Source organism: Tessaracoccus lacteus (assembly GCF_029917005.1).
In the GTDB taxonomy this organism is placed as follows: domain Bacteria; phylum Actinomycetota; class Actinomycetes; order Propionibacteriales; family Propionibacteriaceae; genus Arachnia; species Arachnia lactea.
Genome location: NZ_CP123967.1, coordinates 1,307,853 through 1,325,505 on the forward strand (window position 1 = coordinate 1,307,853; position 17,653 = coordinate 1,325,505).

Sequence of the window (17,653 nt, forward strand, 5' to 3'; positions counted from 1 at the left end):
CGGCCCGAAATCGGCCGATTCCGGCCGTGACCAGTGTGTCGTGCTCATCGAGTTCGCGGCGGCAGGTGCCCGGAGGCTGGCTAGGTTGGAGCCCATGAGTGACTTCGAGCTCCGCACCGACGACGCCGCCGCCTTCTTCGACAAGGCGGTGGCCGACCCGGCCCGAACCCTGGTCGCCATGGACTTCGACGGCACCCTGGCGCCGATCGTGCCGGACCCCACCGACTCCCGTCTGCTGCCCGCCGCGGCCGACGCCCTTGCCATGCTCGGCCCCCGGGTGGGCCGCATCGCGATCGTCACCGGACGTGGCGTCACGACGGTGCGGGAACTCGGAAGGCTCGACGAGCGACAGGGGCTCGAGAATGTCGTCGTACTCGGACAGTACGGCGCCGAGCGCTGGGACGCGTCGACGGGCGAGGAGACCCCCGCCGACGTGCCCGACGGGATCGACGAGGCCCGCGCCGAGATCGTCGACCTGCTGGCCGACTACCGCTTCGCCGGCGTCCACCTGGAGGACAAGGGGCGCGCGCTGGGCGTCCACACCCGCCGCGCGGTCTCCCCGCACGAGTCCTTCGCCGCGCTGGAGGGGCCGCTGAACGGGATCGCGGCGCGTCACGGCCTCACGCTGGAGCCAGGCCGCAGCGTGCTCGAGCTGCGTGCCTCCACCGTCACCAAGGGCGACGCCCTGCGCGGCCTGGTCGCCGAGACCCGCGCGACGGCCGTCGCGTTCTGCGGCGACGACCTCGGCGACCTGCCCGCCTTCGACCTCCTCGACGAGCTGGCCGGCGAGGGCGTCGCCACCTGCCGCGTCGTCAGCGCCTCGGCTGAACAGGCGGTCCTGGCGGCCCGGGCCGACGTGCTGGCCGACGGTCCCGACGGGGTCGCCGCCTGGCTGAAGACCCTCGCCGAGCGCCTGCGATGAACATGAGAGGTCTCTCACAACGGCGTCACTGGCGTCTCATGCATGGCCGACAGGATGAAGCCATCACAGCGGAAGGCAGCTTCCGCGGCTCACGAAAGGCACCACGATGAAGACCTCCCGCATCCTCGCCGGCACCGCCGCGATCGGCCTGATGGCCACCCTCGTTCCCATGACCGCCAGCGCGGCCCCAACCACCGAGAAGAAGGGCAGCTACACCGTCGCCGCCCGCACCGTCATCCGTGGCGACCTGATCGTCCGCGACGGCAACCTCACCATCAACGGCAAGGTCACCGGCAACGTCCGCCAGACCGGCAACGGCACTATCACCGTTGGGCGCACCGGCGAGGTCGAGGGCAACGTGACCGAGACCGGCAGCGGCTCCGTCATCGTCGTCGGCGAGGTCGACGGCAAGGTCACCGAGACTGGGTCGGGCAACGTGCGCGTCTCCGGCAGCATCGACCGCGGCATCTCCGAGGCCGACCACGGCGGCGTCATCATCCGTCTCTCCGGCGAGATCGACGGCTCCATCACCGAGAAGGGGGAGGGCGGCCTGCGCGTCTACGGAGAGGTCGACGGCAGCGTCACCGAGCGCAACTCCGGCAACCTGACGCTCCACTCGGCCGCCGAGATCGACGGCAGCGCCCGCGAGTACGACGCCGGCAACCTGCTCACCTACCGCGGCTACGACGTCGACGGCAGCGTCGTCGAGTCCGGCTCCGGGTCCCGCGTCAGGCGCTGATCCCGGCCGAGGTGCGGGCCCGCGCGACGCGATGGGTCCGCACCTGCAGCAGGGCCGCGTCCAGCAGGGGCGTCGGCACCCCCACCGACCTCGCCCGATGCGCGAGGTCGCCGAGGATGTGCTCGGCCTCCAGCGGGTCGCCGAGCCTGAGGTCCCGGTAGAGCGACGACGTGAAGTGCGAGCCGGGCTCCGTCAGCATGGCGACCGAACCCTCATGGCCGTGCCGACCGACGGTGTGGCCGGCGGCCGCGGCCACCCGCTCGCACTCCTCGATGGCCCGCAGGATCTGCTCCTCGCCGCCCGCCTCGAGAATGTCGCCGACCTCCCCGCGGAACAGGCAGGACACCACGCCCGCCGCGGCGATGAAGGCCCACTTCTCCCACAGCCGCCCGATGATGTCGCCGCTGACGGACAGATGGATGCCGGGCACGTCGAGCGCCTCGCGGACCGCGTCGGGGACATCGCCGCCGTCGAGCCGTCCGAGCGTCATGGAGCTGAGCGTCGTCAATTGGACCGCCTGGGCGTTGCGGTCGAGCGTGGCCACGATCTTCACCAGCCCGCCCAGCACGCGTGCCCCGAACACCTCCACCAGCGATTCGATGTGGCGCATGCCGTTGAGCAGGGGGAGGATCAGGGTGTCGTCGCCGACCGCGGGGCGGATCGTGCCGATCACCGCGTCGAGGGCAGGGGCCTTCACCGCGACGATGATCAGGTCGTAGACGTCGCCCTGCGCCACCGAGGTGATGCACCGCACGTCGAGACGCGTCGTCACGTCCGGGGCGGAGAACGCCAGTCCGTCGCTGCGCAGCTGCTCTGCCCTGTGCTCCCGCACCAGGAAGGTGACGTCGCGCCCGGCCTGGATCAGCCTCGCTCCGAACGCGCCTCCGGTGGCCCCGGCCCCGACAATGAGAATCCTCATAACGACTCCTTACGTCTGGCCCCCACACTAGTGACGCATCGCCGCCTACAGCAGCCCTCCGAGGACGAGCCAGCCGAGCAGGATGCCGACGACGAGCCCGGTCGAGGCGCAGATGAGCGCGACCAGCCACCGCGGCGCCCGGCGCGCGGGTGCCCGCTGCGGCAGACCCAGCATGAGGCGGAGGGCCGCGGCCGACTGCTGGTCCGTGAACGGTTCGGCGAGCAGTGGTGTCTCCTCGCCGGAGGCGGAGTGCAGCTGCCTGAGCAGCGAGACGACGAAGCGGTCGGGATCCTTCAGCCGGCCCTGCAACCGTTCCGCTGCCACGATCAGGTCGGGCACCTCGTCCGGAGCCAGGGCCGTTGGGTGTTTCCGTAGGAAGCTGGCGAGGGCGTTCGACGGCGCCAGGGCGACGAGCAGGTGGAGCCTGGCCGCGGGGGCGGCCTCCATGAGGGCGGCCAGCTCCTCGTCCCAGCGTGCCTCCCCACGGGCGAACTCGATAGCCCCGGCGACGTTGCGGGGGGCGGCGCGCAGCTGGGCGGCGACGTCGGAGCGGCCGGGGGGGAAGAGGTCGTCGTTGCCTGACCTGTCCAGGCCGAGGGCCTCCAGCCACGGCGCGGCCGCGCGGAGCTCAGGCGCCGTGCTGCCGTCGAGCACGTCGCGGGCCAGCCGGGCCCTGTCGACAGGCGCCAGCGACCGCAGGGCCGCGGGGGCGGTCCGTCCCCGCCGGACGGCGGCCTTCTGCAGCCGGACCAGCTCGGGCCAGGGCGCTTCCCGGGTCACGACGTCGGCCACGCCCTCGGCGACCCAGGTCATGCGGTGCCCGAGCAGCGGTCCCAGCCAGGCGGGGTCCCTGGCCACGAGCTTCGCCGCGTGCCCGCCGTCAGTCCACCGCTGGCGGTCGGCCTCGACCAACGCGTCCGAGCGCAGCAGGCCTGCCGCCTCGCGGTCGGTCAGCGGCCGCTGGTACTCCAGTGCCGCGGCCCACTCGAGCGGGTCGGCGGCGTCGACGAGCCGACCAGGGTGGCGACCGGCGGATGCCTCCCGCGCTGCCCAGATGACGGCCTTCGGCGGCTGTGGAGGCGCGCCGGTCGACGCGGCGGCGAGCTTGAGGAAGGCGGCGTGCTCCTCCGGGTATCGGGCCGCGAGGTCTGCTGGCCAGGGTCCGCTGATCAGCGGGCCGTCCCGGCCCGGCCGACGCACCGTGGCCGACGTGGACCAGGCGGTGCGCCGCAGGGTCCCCTCCGGCAGTGCGCGGGAAGCGGCGGCGAACAGCGCCGCCGGCGACGCGGTCTCGACGACGGTGAGCGCAGGCGGTGTGGGCTGGTCGAGCAGCGTCGCGAGGAGCCGGAGGAGTTCGTCGGGGCGGCACCGCGGCGGAGCAGTCGGGCCTCCGTCATGCAGTGGACTCAGCCAGCCGCCGACCTCGACGTCGGCCAGCGCCCTCGTCACGCAGTCGGCCATCGTCCAGCCGGCAGGGGCGAGCGCGAACTGCGTCGCGCCGGCGTTGCCGTACCGCCCGCCCGAGCCCTGGAGCACGGTCAGCCAGGCTCCCGCCTCCGGGCTGAAGCGCCACGTCAGCACGTACAGGGCCTCCAGCGCCCCGTCGGCGACGGGCAGCTGCCGGTAGCTCTGCTCGAGTGACCCGAACAGCGACCTGGTGGGGCCGTCGATCATCGCCGACGAGAGGTCGGCGTTGGGGTGGTAGCCGGCCCCGGTGTCCGACTTCGTCTGCAGCGTCCAGTCGCCGCTCATCTCAGCGCCCCCTGCAGGACGTCGGCCAGCACCTGGAGCACGCCGGAGTTCTCCGCCAGCCTGGCCCGTGGGTCGTCGTCCGCACGGACGGGGCCGTCGCCGGGGAGGAACTCGCGGGTGCTGGTGAGCGCGAAGCGCAGGTGTGAGCTGTGGGCGCTGATCCCTGCGACCCGGTCCCGGCCGTAGTCGGTGGCGAGCAGCGCCTGCACGAGGACGGAGCAGGCGACATCGCGGGCCATGAGGTCGAAGCCGGCGGTGGACAGGAACCAGTAGTCGCGGGCGCTCTCCATGGAGACGATGCCGCCGCCGGGCAGGTTGAGGTCCACCGGCCCCTCGGAGACGATCAGCCGGTGGAACGCCCCGGAGTCCCCGAGGTCCGCGAGCAGCGACGCTGACAGCGCCATCGCCCGCGCGAACCGCTGCCCTCCTGGCAGGGCGGAGATGGGCTGCAGCAGACGGTCGGCCGCCGCGGTCCGTGCCCCGTCGAAGCCGCAGAGGTGGACGAGCGCGGCGGCCCCGGCCTCGACGAAGGCGTTGAGCGAGGCAGCCTTGTCGGTGGCCTCGGCCCAGAGGAACGACCAGCGGTCCAGGCCGTGGTGGCCGACCTGGCGGCGGGCCAGGATGCGGTGCAGCGCGTCGGACTTGGCCAGGCACAGGGTGAGCGGGATGCTGCGGGTCGCCCCGTCGGCGACGCTGCCCATCGACTGCAGGAAGACCAGCAGGGACTCTGTCTCCTTGCGGCTCATCCGGTGGGCCACCTCGGGGGTCACGTTCGACCTCTTGCGCAGGGCGGCCTCCCGCTCCGTCGGGTCGAGCGCGCCGAAGACGCCGCCCAGCGACATGCAGTCGATCACGGCGACGAACTGGTGGGTGTAGCTCAGCTGCGCGAGGTCGCTGCGGGACATGGGAGGGAGCGGCTCGTCGGAGCCGGTGCCGCCGGAGAGGTGACGGACGATCTCGCCGGGCAGGTCGATGATGGGGGTGATGGATTTGGCGGTGGCCCCGCCGCGCTCCTGGTACGTCGTGAGCACGTAGGGGGTGCGCACGCTGCCCCAGTCGCGGATCTCCTCGCCGGTGGCGAAGGGCAGGAGGCGCGCGAGCAGGTCGTCGAGCTCCTGCGCCTGCTCCCAGCCGCCCAGATAGGCGAGGTAGTTCTGGAGGGTGTCGCGCGCTGTCTTGTCGAAGCTGGTCGTCGGCAGCAGCGCTCCGTCGTCGAGGGTCGGCCCCTCGGCGGGGCTGGGCAGCCGGTCGATGTCGATGGCCGAGGCCGAGATCCCCTCAATCATGCAGAACGTCGGGTCGGGCGTCTGGGCCTCGAAGCGCAGCGCCCGGACGAGCTGCGACTTCCCACTGCCCGTGGAGCCGAGGAGGCGGATGACGTTGGGCGACTCCCGCAGCGGCTCGGCGGGCGCGTCGGTTGGGGCGGCGTCGGCGCGCAGGACCCAGGCGACCAGCCGCTGGTGCCAGGCGCGGCGCCTCCCGGGCTGCGCGATCGGGCGCGGCCGCATGTGGCCGAGGCGGCAGATCGTCCAGCGCTGGTTCGGCTCGCCCGACCCATCCCACCGGCCCATGCCCTCCCGCTGGCCGGTGGCCGTGTGGAACAGGCGGAACGTCTGGGCGTGGCCGACCTGGCAGACGAGCAGGGTCAGCCACTCGCCGTCCTCGTGGCCGCAGAAGTAGCACGCCGTCATCGGTTCAGCCCGCCCAGCCGATGAGGTGCGCGACCCAGCCGAGCACGAGGCCGGCGACGCCCATGGCGAGCACAAGGATCGCCTGCAGGTAGCGGCGTCCGGTCCGCAGCGGGGCCTCCTTCTCCCTGAGGTAGGCGTCGACCGCCAGCTGCGACGTCCGCGACGGGGTCGTCAGCCGGGTCCTGACGGCACGGTCGTCGGCGCCCGAGAAGGGGTAGTCGTCGGGGACGACGGTGCGGAACAGGTAGTCGATGAGCCTGTCGAGGGTCTTCACGGCATCCCCCAGGTGATGAGAAAGGCGATGATCGCGACGATCACGCCCAGCGCGATGGTCGGCGGGAGAGAGCGGCGGATGTCTCGTCGGAAGCGTTCCTCCAGAGCCCCGCGGATCGTCGCCTGGAACACGGCCGCGTGCCGGTCGATCCGCTCCCGGGCTGCCGTGACAGCCCTGTCGAAGACGGCGCGGTTCTCGTCGCTGACGAGCTCGATCGCCGACGCCGTCGGGACGGCAAGGGGAGCCTCGACCCGGGTGTGCGCCAAATCGGTCGGCAGCACCTGCGTCCCCTGCGGGCCCGGCCCGGCTGCCCTGAGGGTCGTCGCGGTGTCGGACGCGATGGTCTGCGTCGCGGTGCCGCCGAACGACGCAACGTGCAGCACCGCGTCGGACATCGAAGCGGCGGTCGGGTAGCGGTCCTCGGGGCGAGGCGACAACGCCGTGATCAGCAGCTGCCCGACGGCGGCTGATCCGGGGAAGGACTGGAAGATCGCACTCCAGTCGGGCGACTGTTTCGCCCGCATCGTCGCGGGGGAGTCACCGACGGGGAACGGGTGGCGGCCGCTGAGCAGCTCGAAGAGCACCACGGCGAGGCTGTACAGGTCCGTGCGAGGGTCGACGGGGCACGCGTCCATCTGCTCGGGCGACATGTACCTCCACTTGCCGATCACGGAGCCGACCTCCGTGAGCCGCGGCGAGGACGACGGGCTCAGGGCGATGCCGAGGTCGATGATGGTCGCGTGACCATCGGGCCCGATCATGATGTTGCGTGGGCACAGGTCGCGGTGGATGATGCCGGCTGCGTGCAGGTGCTGGAGGCCGTTCAGGACCCCGACGGCGATGCCGGCCGCCTCGTCCCAGCCCATCGGCCCTGTCAGGCGCATCCGCTCGTCGAGCGTGACGCCGTCGACGTGCTCCAGCACGAGGTAGGGGACCGGGGTCCGCGAGCTGGCCTGGGGGTGGACGTCCATCCCGGAATCGATCAGCCGCACGGTGTTCGGGTTCGGTGCGGCGAGCAGCGCCCGCCCCTCGGCCTCGAATCTGGCGCGCATGGACTCGTCGGCGTCGACCTTCGAGAACTTGATCATCGCCCTTGTGCCGGCGCCGTCGACGGCTGGGAACAGCACGCTCATGCCGCCGCGGGTCGGAAGCCCGTAGATGCTCCACCGGCCGCCGATGATCGTGTGCGGATGCTCTGATATCAACGCGCCTCCCCGTCTGCTCGGGCAAGGCTACTGGATCCGCGCTGCCCGGCGGGTGCCAACCCAGGGGCCCGCGGTACGATCCCGGGTCCGGTCAGGGGAAGCCCTGACCGGACGCCGTGCACCGTCAATCAGATCCGCGCGGCCCGGCGGATGCTCTGCTGGGCCCGCCGCACGCTGTCCGCGTCGTCGGCGCTGATGCGGAAGGTGGTGCCGTCCTGCACGATGCGTGCGTCGTGGGCGCTGCGGATGCCGCGGATGGTGGCTCCGCCCTTCCCGATCACCCGCCCGAGGGAAGCGCGGGGGACGGTCACCTCGCCGGTGTAGTCGGCCCATGCCGTCGACTTGACGACCGCCTCCCGCTCGGGAGGCCAGGGCGCGACGACCCACACCTTCAGCGTGCGGCCGCCGAGGTCGCGCTCCAGCCGCACGCTGCCCTCGGCCGCGTCCGCCACGGCCCGCTCGGGCCTGGTGACGACGGCGCGGACGTTGTCGATCGAGACCCCGCGCTGGGACATGCGCTCACGCGCGTGGGTCGTCCACCGGACCTCGGCACCGGCGGGCAGCCGGGGGACGGCCGGCCGCGTCGGCGCGGTGGGGCGCGTCGGGCGGCGCAGGAGACGTAGCGCGACGAGCGCCAGCACGGCGATCAGCAGCGCGACAAGCAGCACCTCGGTGGGGGGCATCGTTCTCCTCGGGGTCGATCCGGCCTCCGATGCTAGGCCACCGCGCCCCGGGGGCACGAGACGCGTCCCGATCAACTACATTGGGTAGTGGACATGGTGGCGAGGATGCCGTCGACCCGGGACATCGACGTCCCAGGCGATTCGGTCCCCGCGGCGATGTCCGGGGACTCGTATCGATCAAGGAGGATCATCACCGTGAGTACCGCCGCCGCCTTCGCACCTGCCCGCCGGACGGGCCTGCCTGAGATGCGGTTGCTGAGCGTTCGCCAACCCTGGGCCTGGCAGATTCTGCACGAACACAAGGATGTCGAGAACCGGATCATCCCCACCAGCGGGTACCGGGGCTGGGTGGCGATCCACGCCGCCAGGACGCCCGATGAGGAGGCCCTCGGCCTCCTGCCCGCCGTCCCCCCTCAGTGGGTCGACGCCGACCGCCAGTTCGAGTACGAGGCCGTCATCGGTGTCGTCAGGCTCGTCGACGTCCACGACGCCTCCTGGTGTGGTGAGGACCAGTACGGCCGCCCTCTGGAGATGTGCTCGCCGTGGGCGCTCAGGTCCTTCCTGCACCTCGTGCTCACGGACCCCCACCCGCTGCCGCAGCCCATCCCGCGGATCGGGCGCCTCGGGCTGGGCCTCGCGCGCCCTGACCGCCACCTCGTCGAGAAGGTCTGCGAGCAGCTGCCTTTCCTGTGACGCCGACGCCCTCGGCCGTCAGCGGCCAAGGGCGTCCTCGGGGATCACCTCCGCGAGAGCTTCCGCCTGCGCTGGCGGGTCGGGGAACCGGATCATCACACTCTCTGCGCTGCCGGAGAAGGCGGTGTTGACGACTTCGCCCCCGCAGTCGAAGGTCGCGGACGAGATGGGTGTGTCGTCAACGACGAGCTCGTAGCTGATGCGGTCTACCCCCACGCAGGCCGCGCGCACGACGTAGCTGCCGTCGGTGGCCGGACCGACATGGGTCCCCACCTCACCGTCCCCAGCTTCCGCGTACGCGACCGCCTCGGCGCAGGGGGATTCGGGCACCTCGAAGGAGGCGCCGGTGGGGGAGACCGTCGGCGAAGCCACCGGCGTCGAGGCTCCCGTCGAGCTCGGCGGGTCTGTCGCCACGGGTGCGGCGGTGCAGGCTGCCAGCCCAGCGAGCACGATCGCCGACAGCGCCAGCGGAATGCGTCGTCTCATGAGAAGACCTCCTGGTTCGATACTCGGGAGGCTACTGGGACCAGAGCGTGTGCGCGGGCGATCGCCCGGTCTCGACGCGAGGTCCACTCGGGGAAGCACCAGCGTGCTGTTGTGGCGGCGGAGATGGTGGGGCGTGCGGGGCTCGAACCCGCGACGGGCGGATTATGAGTCCGCTGCTCTAACCGGCTGAGCTAACGCCCCTCGTGCGGCCCCAACCCTAGCGGGCCAGCGCCGGATCGTCAGAGCTTGGGGTTGGGAGACGGGTCGCCGGGGCCGGACTGCGAGCCGCTCGGGATGTTCATCGACGGTGAGTGCGAGTACGGGTTGTTGTCGTCGCCGGGCGACGGGCTGCCGCTGGGGGAGCCGCCCGACGGGGACGGCGACCCGGATGCCGAGCCTGACGGGGAGCCGGAACCCTCGGAGGGCGAGCCGCTCGGGGATCCGGAACCGCCGGACCCCTCGGCTGACGACGGGATCGGCTGGGGAGCGTTGACGAGCGGCTGGTTCTGGAACACGAGGATCGCGAGCAGCAGCGCCAGCGCCGCTATCAGCGCCATCAGCAGGAACGAGACCAGGATGGTGATCCAGCCGGCGCGGTCCTTGCGGCCCGGCCAGGAAAGCGGCCACACGCGGGTCGTGCCCGTGGCGGTGTCGTCGATCCAGTGCAGCTTGTAGTCCGGCCCCGACGGCTCGCTGAGCGGAGGCGACATCATCAGGTCGATGGCGCGCAGCACCCGCATGGCCTCGCGGGCGGCATCGGCGGACCCGTCGAAGGCGAGGGCGGCCCACGGGGCAAGTGGGGTGTGACCGACCAGCGTCGGGTCGTCGTCCTCGGGCCGGAACCGGACCTTGAGGAGACCCTCGTCCTGGTCCTGGCCCCCGCGGGCCACGACGGTGTCGATGTGCATGGCATTGATCTCGCCGGAGAACCGCGACCTCGCCGCCGCGTCCCGCGCCGCGCCGGCCGAGAGCAGGATCAGCATGACGGCGTCGCCGCCACTCTCGTGGGCCACGTACGTGGTCCCGGCAGGGGTCGCGTTGAGGCGGGCGTCGAGCCAGAAGTCGCCGACCTTGACCGGGTCCGTGTCCAGCAACGGTGCATGCGTCGCCAGCGGGGCGGAACCGGTGCCGTCGTCGGGGACTGACTCGTTGCTCATCGGGACTATCGAACCACACCGGGCCAAGTGGCCGCCCCTCATCGCGGCCGCCGTGGACCCGATGTCGCCGCGACGGTGTGCTGGTGTGGGGGCGCTATCGTTGTGGCGGACCCGACGACACATCCCAAGGAGTGACCGCGTGAGCACACCGCAGGCGCCAGATTCCCAGCTGCCCACCAGCGTCGCGGATGCAGCAACGCTCCTGGGCAAGGCCATCTCCCAGGTGCAGCGCGTCATCGTCGGCCAGGAGCACATGGTGCAGCAGTTGATGGTCGCGCTGCTGGCCAAGGGCCACTGCCTGCTCGAGGGCGTCCCCGGCGTCGCCAAGACGCTGGCCGTCCGCTCGTTCGCGACCGTGGTCGGCGGCGACTTCGCCCGCGTGCAGTTCACGCCCGACCTGGTGCCGTCCGACATCGTCGGCACCCGCATCTACTCCGCGAAGGCCGAGAGCTTCGAGATCGAACTGGGACCCGTCTTCGTGAACTTCGTGTTGGCGGACGAGATCAACCGCGCGCCCGCCAAGGTGCAGTCCGCCATGCTCGAGCTGATGGCCGAGAAGCAGGTCTCCATCGCGGGCAGGACCTACCCGGCGCCCAAGCCGTTCATCGTCATCGCCACGCAGAACCCCGTCGAGTCCGAGGGCGTCTACCCGCTGCCCGAGGCGCAGCGAGACCGCTTCCTGCTCAAGGTCGACGTGCCCTACCCGCGCGGCAACGAGGAGCTCGAGATCCTGCGTCGCATGAGCGTCTCCCCGCCCGAGGCCGACGTCGTGCTCAACCCCGCCGTGGTGCGCCACCTGCAGGACATGGCGAGCAACGTCTTCGTGCACAACCTGGTCGCTGAGTACATCGTGCGGCTGGTACTCGCGACCCGCACGCCGGCCGACTTCAACATGCCCGACCTCACCAGCGTCATCCAGATCGGCTGCTCGCCGCGCGCCACGCTCGGGCTGGTGGCCGCGTCCCGTGCTCTGGCCCTGATCAACGGCCGCGACTACGTGCTCCCGACCGACGTGCAGGCCGTGGCCCGCGACGTGATGGCGCACCGCATCGTGCTCGGCTTCGACGCGGTGGCCGACAACGTCTCCGTCACCGACGTCGTCGACCGGATCCTGGCGATGGTGCCCGCCCCGACGCCGGTGTGGAACGACCAGCAGCGCCAGGCCAGCCACCAGCAGCACGCCCACCAGCCCGGCCACAACTGAGACCCGTGGCCCGACCCGGATTCAGCCTCGACGGCCCCCCCGAGGGGCCGAGGCTCGCCGTGCCCGACCCGCAGGGCGCCGAGTTTTCGGTGCTCCGGGTCCCGACCGGGCCGACGGTGCCGCTGAACAAGCTGGCCCCCGAGGCCGCGCTGCGCCGCCTCGAGCTCACCATCGTGCGCCGCCTCGAAGGATTTCTGCACGGCGACCACCTCGGCCTGCTCCCCGGCCCCGGGTCCGACACAAACGACGCCCGCGTCTACCAGCCCGGCCAGGATGACGTCCGAAAGATTGACTGGGCCGTCACGGCCCGCACCACCGTCCCGCACGTCCGCGACACCATGGCGGACCGCGAGCTGGAGGTCTGGGCGCTGCTCGACGTGACCCCGTCGATGAACTGGGGCACCGAGGGCATCACCAAGCGCGACCTCGGGATCGCGGCCATCGCCACCATCGGCTTCCTCAGCCAGAAGATGGGCGACCGGTTCGGCGGCATGATGATGCGCCCCGATCAGGTCAAGAGGCTGCCGGCCCGCTCCGGCCGCACCGCCCTGTACGGGCTGCTGCGCAAGATGCTGACCGAGCCGATCGTCGCCGACCACGCGCCCGGCGACCTCGAACTGGCGGACGGCATCGAACAGCTCAACCGCTCGCAGCGTCGCCGCGGCATGCGGGTCGTCGTCTCCGACTTCCTGACCCCGGGCGACGCCGAGCTCGACCCCGAGGTCCCGCCGCCGTGGGAGCGGGCGATCCGCCGCCTGTCGGTGCGCAACCAGGTGCTGTGCATCGAGGTCGTCGACCGGCACGAGCTGGAGTTCCCCGACGTCGGCGAGATGCTCATCCGCGACCCGGAGACGTCGTTCGCGCGCTACGTCAACACCTCCGACGACGCCGCCCGCCGACGGATGGACGCCGCCTCCAAGGCACAGCGCGACCGTGTCCGGCTCGCGCTGCGCCGCGCCGGCGCCGGGCACATCCAGCTGCGCACCGACCGCGACTGGGTGGCCGACATCGCGCGCTTCGTGCTGAACTACCGCCGCGTCGCCGGCATGCTGCACCAGCCGCCGCAGGGGGTGAGCCGCTAGATGCTCGACTGGATCCCCGACTTCCAGAACCCGGACCGGCTGTGGACACTGGTGCTGCTGCCCGTCCTGATCATCGCGTACCTGATCCTGCTGCGGCTCAAGGGCCGCGTCGCGCTGCGCTACACCAACACCGGCGTGCTCGGCCGCATCGTCGGATCGCAGCGTCGCTGGACCCGGCACCTGTTCGTGGCGATGTCGCTCGCCTCGCTGATCGCGCTGGGCCTGGCCTACGCCAATCCCCTGGGCGTCGAGAAGCAGCCCCGGGAGCGGGCGACGGTCGTGCTCGTCGTCGACACGTCCCTGTCGATGTCAGCGACCGACGTCAGCCCCAACCGGCTGGCCGCCGCGCAGACCGCCGCCGTCGCGTTTATGAACGACCTGCCGAGCAGCTTCAACGTCGCCGTCGTCGGCCTCGACGGTGACCCGTCCATCGCGATCCCGCCGACCACCGACCGGGGCGCCACCCAGCGCGCGATCGAGGCGCTCCAGCTGAGCGACGGGACGGCGATCGGCGACTCCATCACGCAGGCGCTGAAGGCGGTCGACCAGGCCCCCGTCGGCGACGATGAGGAGGAGGCGCCCGCGATGATCGTGATGCTCTCCGACGGCACCAACACCGAGGGCGCGTCGGCGACGGAGGCCACCGCTGAGGCCCGCGACCGGGAGATCCCGATCTTCACCATCGCGTACGGCACCGAGAACGGGTACGTCGACGTCGACGGGCAACGCGAGAACGTCGCGCCGGACCCGGAGGCCCTGGAGCAGATCGCCACCGCCACAGGCGGGAAGTCAGTCGCCGCCGACGACCTCACCTCGCTCAAGGACGCCTACCGGCAGATTGGTTCCGTCCTGGGGTACGAGGAAGTGTCGAAGCCCATCACCGCGACCTACGCGTCCATCGCGCTCGGTTTCGCGGTCGTCGCGGCGCTCGGCGCGGTGTTCATGGCGGCGAGGTGGCCACGATGACCCCGCTCGCCATGGAGTTCCTCGCCGCGCCCCGCCTGTGGGCTCTGGTGGTGATCCCTGTGATCGCCGTGCTGTACGTGGTGCTGTCGGGTCGCACCGTGCAGCGGCCCATGAGCTCGCGGCTGCGGATCGTCGTCCCGAAGGACGCCGCCTGGAAGCGCCACGGGGCGGTGCTGCTCGCGCTGCTCAGCCTCGCGTCGCTCATCGTGGCCTGGGCGATGCCGACCGACCTCGTCGACAAGCCGAGGGACCGGGCGACGGTGGTCGTCGCCATCGACGTCTCGTGGTCCATGGAGGCCGAGGACGTCTCGCCGAACCGCATGCAGGCCGCCCAGACGGCGGCGAAGGAGTTCGTCGAGTCCCTGCCGGAGCGGTTCAACGTTGCGCTGGTCTCGTTCGCCGGCACCGCGTCCATCGCCGTGCCGCCGACCGTCGACCGCGACGTGATCGACCGCGCGATCGATGCGCTGGAGATGGGCCCGTCCACCGCGGTGGGCGAGGGCATCTACACGAGCCTCGAGGCGCTCACCCAGGTGCCGGAGGACCCCGACGATCCGGAGGCGATCGCCCCGGCGGCGATCGTGCTGCTCTCCGACGGCGCCACCAACATCGGCCGCTCGTCGGCGGGCGCCGCCGAGGTGGCCAAGGAACAGGGAGTCCCCGTCTACACCATCGCCTTCGGCACGGACAACGGCTATGTCGTGCAGGACGGGCAGCGCCAGCGCGTCGCCGTCGACCACTACGAGCTGAGCGAGATCGCCCGCATCTCCGGCGGCAAGAAGTACGCGGCCGCGTCGGCGGGGCAGCTGAACGAGGTCTACGAGGCCATCCGCCAGTCCGTGGGCACGGAGCAGGTCGCCGCGGAGGTCACCGACCGCTACGCAGGCCTGGCGATCATCTTCGCGGTCCTCGCTGCACTGGGCGTCATCTCGCTCGGCGCCCGCTGGCCCTGATCCTCCCGGTTCCCTGAGCTTGTGTCCCCGGTTCCCTGAGCTTGTGTCCCCGGTTCCCTGAGCTTGTGTCCCCGGTTCCCTGAGCTTGTGTCCCCGGTTCCCTGAGCTTGTGTCCCCGGTTCCCTGAGCTTGTGTCCCCGGTTCCCTGAGCTTGGTCGTTGGGCCCTGAGCGGAGCGAAGGGTTCTCCTCTCGCTTCGCTCGAGGCACCTCGACAGGCTCGGCGACCCGGTTCCCTGAGCTTGTCTCCTCGGTTCCCTGAGCTTGTCTCCTCGGTTCCCTGAGCCTGTCGAAGGGCCCTGAGCTTGTCGAAGGGTTCTCCTCTCGACAAGCTCGGCTACAGATTCTCGATCGGCAACACGGGCACGTCGGGGCTCTGGGGAAGGCCGAAGACCTGCTCCAGGAACGACACCTGCGCCTCGAGCGCGAGGCGGCGGGTCGCCATGGCTCGGAAGCCGTGACCCTCGCCCTCCAGCATGAGCAGCGCGACGGGCAGGTGCGCGGCGCGCACGGCGTCGGCCATCGCGACCGCCTGGTTCGGCGGGACCACCTTGTCGATGGTGCCCTGCAGGATCAGCATCGGCGTGCGTAACCGGTCGAGGTGGTTGATGGGGGAGCGGTCCTCGTAGACCTCGCGGCCCGCGGGCCACGGCGCGATCAGCGAGTGCGGGTAGCGCGACTCGGCCTTGTGCGTGTCGGTGACCAGCGTCGTGAGGTCGCCGATCCCGTAGCGGCTGACGCCGGCCGAGAAGACGTCGGTCGAGGTGAGGGCCCGCAGCGTCGTGTAGCCGCCGGCCGACCCGCCGGTGATGGCGACCCTGGCCGGGTCCGCCAGGCCACGGGAGACCACCTCGGCGACCGCGGCGGTCGCGTCGGACACGTCGTAGATGCCCCAGTTGCCCTTGAGGCGGTCGCGGTAGGCGCGGCCGAAGCCCGTGGAGCCGGAGTAGTTCACGTCCAGCACCCCGAAGCCGCGCGAGACCCAGAACTGGACGGTGGCGTCGAAGCTCGCGGTGGCCATGGAGGTGGGGCCGCCGTGCGTCATGACGATCAGGGGAGCCGGCGCGGCGCCGTCGGGCGAGTAGAGCCAGGAGTGGACCGGGCCGGCCTCGCCGTCGCACCACAGGGCAGCGGGGACCGTGACGTCGGCCTCCGGGTCGGTCGGCCCGGCGAGCTGAGTCACCGTGCCGTCGGCGGAAATGCGGTGCAGCGTCGCGGCGCGGTCGGCCCACTCGGCCACGACAAGGAGGTCCTCGCCGCTGACGGCCAGGGACTCGACGTAGGTGGTGCCGGGCAGCGGGCTGGCGACCTCGCCCGTGGCGGGGTTCCAGATGCCGACGGTGCCGAGGCCGTCATCGAGGATGAGCGACGCGATGCGGCCGCCGGGCAGCACGGCGGCCGCGGGCGGGTTCAGCACCCACGTCGGGGCGGCGCAGTCCAGGTCGGTTCGCCAGCGGGCCCCACCGTCGATGCGCCAGTTCCAGAACCCGCTGTCGTCGGCGACGAACGCGAGGTCGTCCGGCGCGACCCACAGCGGGTCCTTAGCCGAGACGTCGTCTCGGGTGTAGGCCGGGGCGGCGTCGGACGGGTCGGCGAGCGTGGCGGTCCACACCGAGCTGGTGTCCCAGCTCATGTTGGGGTGGTCCCACTGCATCCAGGCGACCTGACCGTCGAGGACCGTGATCGCCGCGTAGAAGTCGGCACCGGTGGCGATGACCCGACCGCCCGACGGGTTGTCGCCGTCGAGATCCAGGGCCACGATCTCGGTGCGCGCCTCCGGTTGAGCGTGGTGGTCCTCGCGGACGGCGAGCACGAGTCCCTCGGACGGCACCAGCTCCAGCCCGCCGTAGACGAAGCGGCGCTGGTCGATCGTGATGGGGCGTGTGCCGAAGGTGTCGCGGACCATGACCTTGCCGGTTCTGTCGTCGCAGAAGGCGAGCAGGTCCGCGGCCACCGCGTAGGCGCCGCCGCCGTACTCCATCGCGCGCGACCGCACGTTCGCGTCGGGGGTCAGGTCCTCCACGGCCCCGTCGCGGAGCCGGCGGACGGTGACCCGTCCGTCCTGGGCGGCGATCGAGGCGAGCCAGAAGACGGCGTCGTCGGTCGCGCGGACCTGCGAGATCGCGTCGGGGTAGTTCAGGACGGAGTCGAGCGAGCGTACTGCCATGGGTCAATTCCTACTTGCCCCCGCGTGGGCTTTCAAGGCCGGCGTTGCGCGTGGCCCCCGGCCACGGCAGAATTGGCCCCGCACCTGGACGGGCCCCGATCGCAGGGGAAGGCAATTAGGGCCCGACCAGGAGGTACCCACCATGACTGCTCGAACTCCTTCGACCAGCCAGCCCCAGGCGCGCGGGATGATCTACATCCACTCCGCGTCGGCGGCGCTGTGCCCTCATATCGAATGGGCGATCGGCGCGGTGGCGGGGGCACGCCTGCAGTTCGACTGGACGAATCAGCCCGCTGAGCGGGGAGCGCAGCGCGCGGAGGCCGCCTGGACCGGCGACATCGGCAGCGGCGCTGCGTTCGCGTCGGCGCTGGCGAGGCTCGGACAGGCGAGGTTCGAGATCACGGAGGAGCCGACGCGGTCCTCTGACGGTCAGCGGTTCTGCTTCACCCCGACGCTGGGGTCGTTCACGGCGATCGTCGGCATCCACGGAGACATCCACGTCCCGGAGGACAGGCTGAAGCACGCCGTCGCCACCGACGCGCTGGGCGGCGAGCCGATCCACAAGGCGCTCGAGAAGCTGCTGGGCGTGCCGTGGGATGAGGAACTCGATGTGTTCCGTTACGCGACGGAGGACGCCCCCATCCGCTGGTTGCACCAGGTCGTCTGACCCCGTCGCCCGAGGCCGCGATGAGCACATCCTCCTTCCCGTCGGGCTGAAACGGCCATGTGACCGTTCATCCTCGCGACGGGAAGTGTGTCGTG

At 71.5% G+C, this 17,653-nt stretch carries 17 protein-coding genes and 1 tRNA gene; 8 read left to right on the plus strand and 10 right to left on the minus strand.

Annotated elements, in window-relative coordinates; translation table 11 throughout:
* Positions 1–94: 94 nt before the first annotated feature.
* Positions 95–922, plus strand: a complete 828-nt coding sequence (otsB, locus tag QH948_RS05880; protein ID WP_281145918.1) for a trehalose-phosphatase — start codon at positions 95–97, stop codon at positions 920–922.
* A 106-nt stretch (positions 923–1,028) separates the two neighbouring features.
* Positions 1,029–1,661, plus strand: coding sequence for a bactofilin family protein (locus tag QH948_RS05885; RefSeq protein WP_281145919.1), 633 nt, complete (start codon positions 1,029–1,031; stop codon positions 1,659–1,661).
* On the opposite strand, the gene QH948_RS05890 is transcribed toward QH948_RS05885, so the two are convergent.
* The 6 genes from QH948_RS05890 to QH948_RS05915 all read right to left on the minus strand — a co-directional run bounded on the left by QH948_RS05890 (position 1,651) and on the right by QH948_RS05915 (position 8,185).
* Positions 1,651–2,580, minus strand: a complete 930-nt coding sequence (locus QH948_RS05890; protein WP_281145920.1) for a ketopantoate reductase family protein — start codon at positions 2,578–2,580, stop codon at positions 1,651–1,653. The two genes, QH948_RS05885 and QH948_RS05890, sit on opposite strands and share 11 nt — an antisense overlap.
* A 45-nt stretch (positions 2,581–2,625) precedes the next feature.
* Entirely contained in the window at positions 2,626–4,332 is a 1,707-nt protein-coding gene (locus QH948_RS05895; protein WP_281145921.1) for a hypothetical protein, read from the minus strand.
* The gene (locus tag QH948_RS05900) at positions 4,329–6,023 is read right to left on the minus strand and encodes a hypothetical protein (protein ID WP_281145922.1); all 1,695 of its coding nucleotides are present in this window, start codon (positions 6,021–6,023) and stop codon (positions 4,329–4,331) included. Before QH948_RS05900 ends, QH948_RS05895 begins: the two co-directional genes overlap by 4 nt.
* 4 nt (positions 6,024–6,027) lie before the next feature.
* Positions 6,028–6,297: a hypothetical protein gene (locus QH948_RS05905; RefSeq protein WP_281145923.1), complete on the minus strand. Its 270-nt coding sequence runs from the start codon at positions 6,295–6,297 to the stop codon at positions 6,028–6,030.
* Positions 6,294–7,502 (minus strand): serine/threonine protein kinase, encoded by a 1,209-nt coding sequence (locus QH948_RS05910; RefSeq protein ID WP_281145924.1) that lies wholly within the window; start codon positions 7,500–7,502, stop codon positions 6,294–6,296. The genes QH948_RS05905 and QH948_RS05910 overlap by 4 nt, the downstream gene beginning before the upstream one ends.
* Positions 7,503–7,630: 128 nt before the next feature.
* Positions 7,631–8,185 (minus strand): KH domain-containing protein, encoded by a 555-nt coding sequence (locus QH948_RS05915; RefSeq protein WP_281145925.1) that lies wholly within the window; start codon positions 8,183–8,185, stop codon positions 7,631–7,633.
* A 195-nt stretch (positions 8,186–8,380) separates the two neighbouring features.
* Here QH948_RS05915 and QH948_RS05920 point away from each other — a divergent pair, with 195 nt between their 5' ends.
* A complete protein-coding gene (locus QH948_RS05920) occupies positions 8,381–8,878 on the plus strand; it encodes an ASCH domain-containing protein (protein ID WP_281145926.1) in 498 nt (165 codons plus the stop codon).
* Between the two features lie 18 nt (positions 8,879–8,896).
* Here the strand turns inward: QH948_RS05920 and QH948_RS05925 are convergent, their stop codons facing one another.
* The 3 genes from QH948_RS05925 to QH948_RS05935 form a co-directional block, all read right to left on the minus strand.
* Positions 8,897–9,364 carry a hypothetical protein gene (locus tag QH948_RS05925; RefSeq protein WP_281145927.1) on the minus strand — a complete coding sequence of 156 codons (468 nt, stop codon included), beginning with the start codon at positions 9,362–9,364 and terminating at the stop codon, positions 8,897–8,899.
* A 124-nt stretch (positions 9,365–9,488) separates the two neighbouring features.
* Positions 9,489–9,565 (minus strand) — tRNA-Ile (locus QH948_RS05930).
* Positions 9,566–9,603: 38 nt separating this feature from the next.
* A complete protein-coding gene (locus QH948_RS05935; protein WP_281145928.1) occupies positions 9,604–10,521 on the minus strand; it encodes a hypothetical protein in 918 nt (305 codons plus the stop codon).
* A 61-nt stretch (positions 10,522–10,582) separates the two neighbouring features.
* Here QH948_RS05935 and QH948_RS05940 point away from each other — a divergent pair, with 61 nt between their 5' ends.
* From QH948_RS05940 to QH948_RS05955, 4 genes are read left to right on the plus strand one after another with little or no spacing between them, the layout of a single operon-like run.
* Positions 10,583–11,725, plus strand: coding sequence for an AAA family ATPase (locus tag QH948_RS05940; protein ID WP_438874125.1), 1,143 nt, complete (start codon positions 10,583–10,585; stop codon positions 11,723–11,725).
* 59 nt (positions 11,726–11,784) lie between these two features.
* The gene (locus QH948_RS05945; RefSeq protein WP_281146148.1) at positions 11,785–12,807 is read left to right on the plus strand and encodes a DUF58 domain-containing protein; all 1,023 of its coding nucleotides are present in this window, start codon (positions 11,785–11,787) and stop codon (positions 12,805–12,807) included.
* Complete coding sequence (locus QH948_RS05950) at positions 12,808–13,773, plus strand: VWA domain-containing protein (RefSeq protein WP_281145930.1); 966 nt, start codon at positions 12,808–12,810, stop codon at positions 13,771–13,773.
* Complete coding sequence (locus QH948_RS05955) at positions 13,770–14,726, plus strand: VWA domain-containing protein (RefSeq protein WP_281145931.1); 957 nt, start codon at positions 13,770–13,772, stop codon at positions 14,724–14,726. Before QH948_RS05950 ends, QH948_RS05955 begins: the two co-directional genes overlap by 4 nt.
* A 335-nt stretch (positions 14,727–15,061) precedes the next feature.
* Here the strand turns inward: QH948_RS05955 and QH948_RS05960 are convergent, their stop codons facing one another.
* Complete coding sequence (locus QH948_RS05960) at positions 15,062–16,891, minus strand: prolyl oligopeptidase family serine peptidase (RefSeq protein WP_281145932.1); 1,830 nt, start codon at positions 16,889–16,891, stop codon at positions 15,062–15,064.
* A gap of 187 nt (positions 16,892–17,078) precedes the next feature.
* Here QH948_RS05960 and QH948_RS05965 point away from each other — a divergent pair, with 187 nt between their 5' ends.
* Entirely contained in the window at positions 17,079–17,558 is a 480-nt protein-coding gene (locus QH948_RS05965; protein ID WP_281145933.1) for a DUF3145 domain-containing protein, read from the plus strand.
* Positions 17,559–17,653 lie beyond the last annotated feature (95 nt).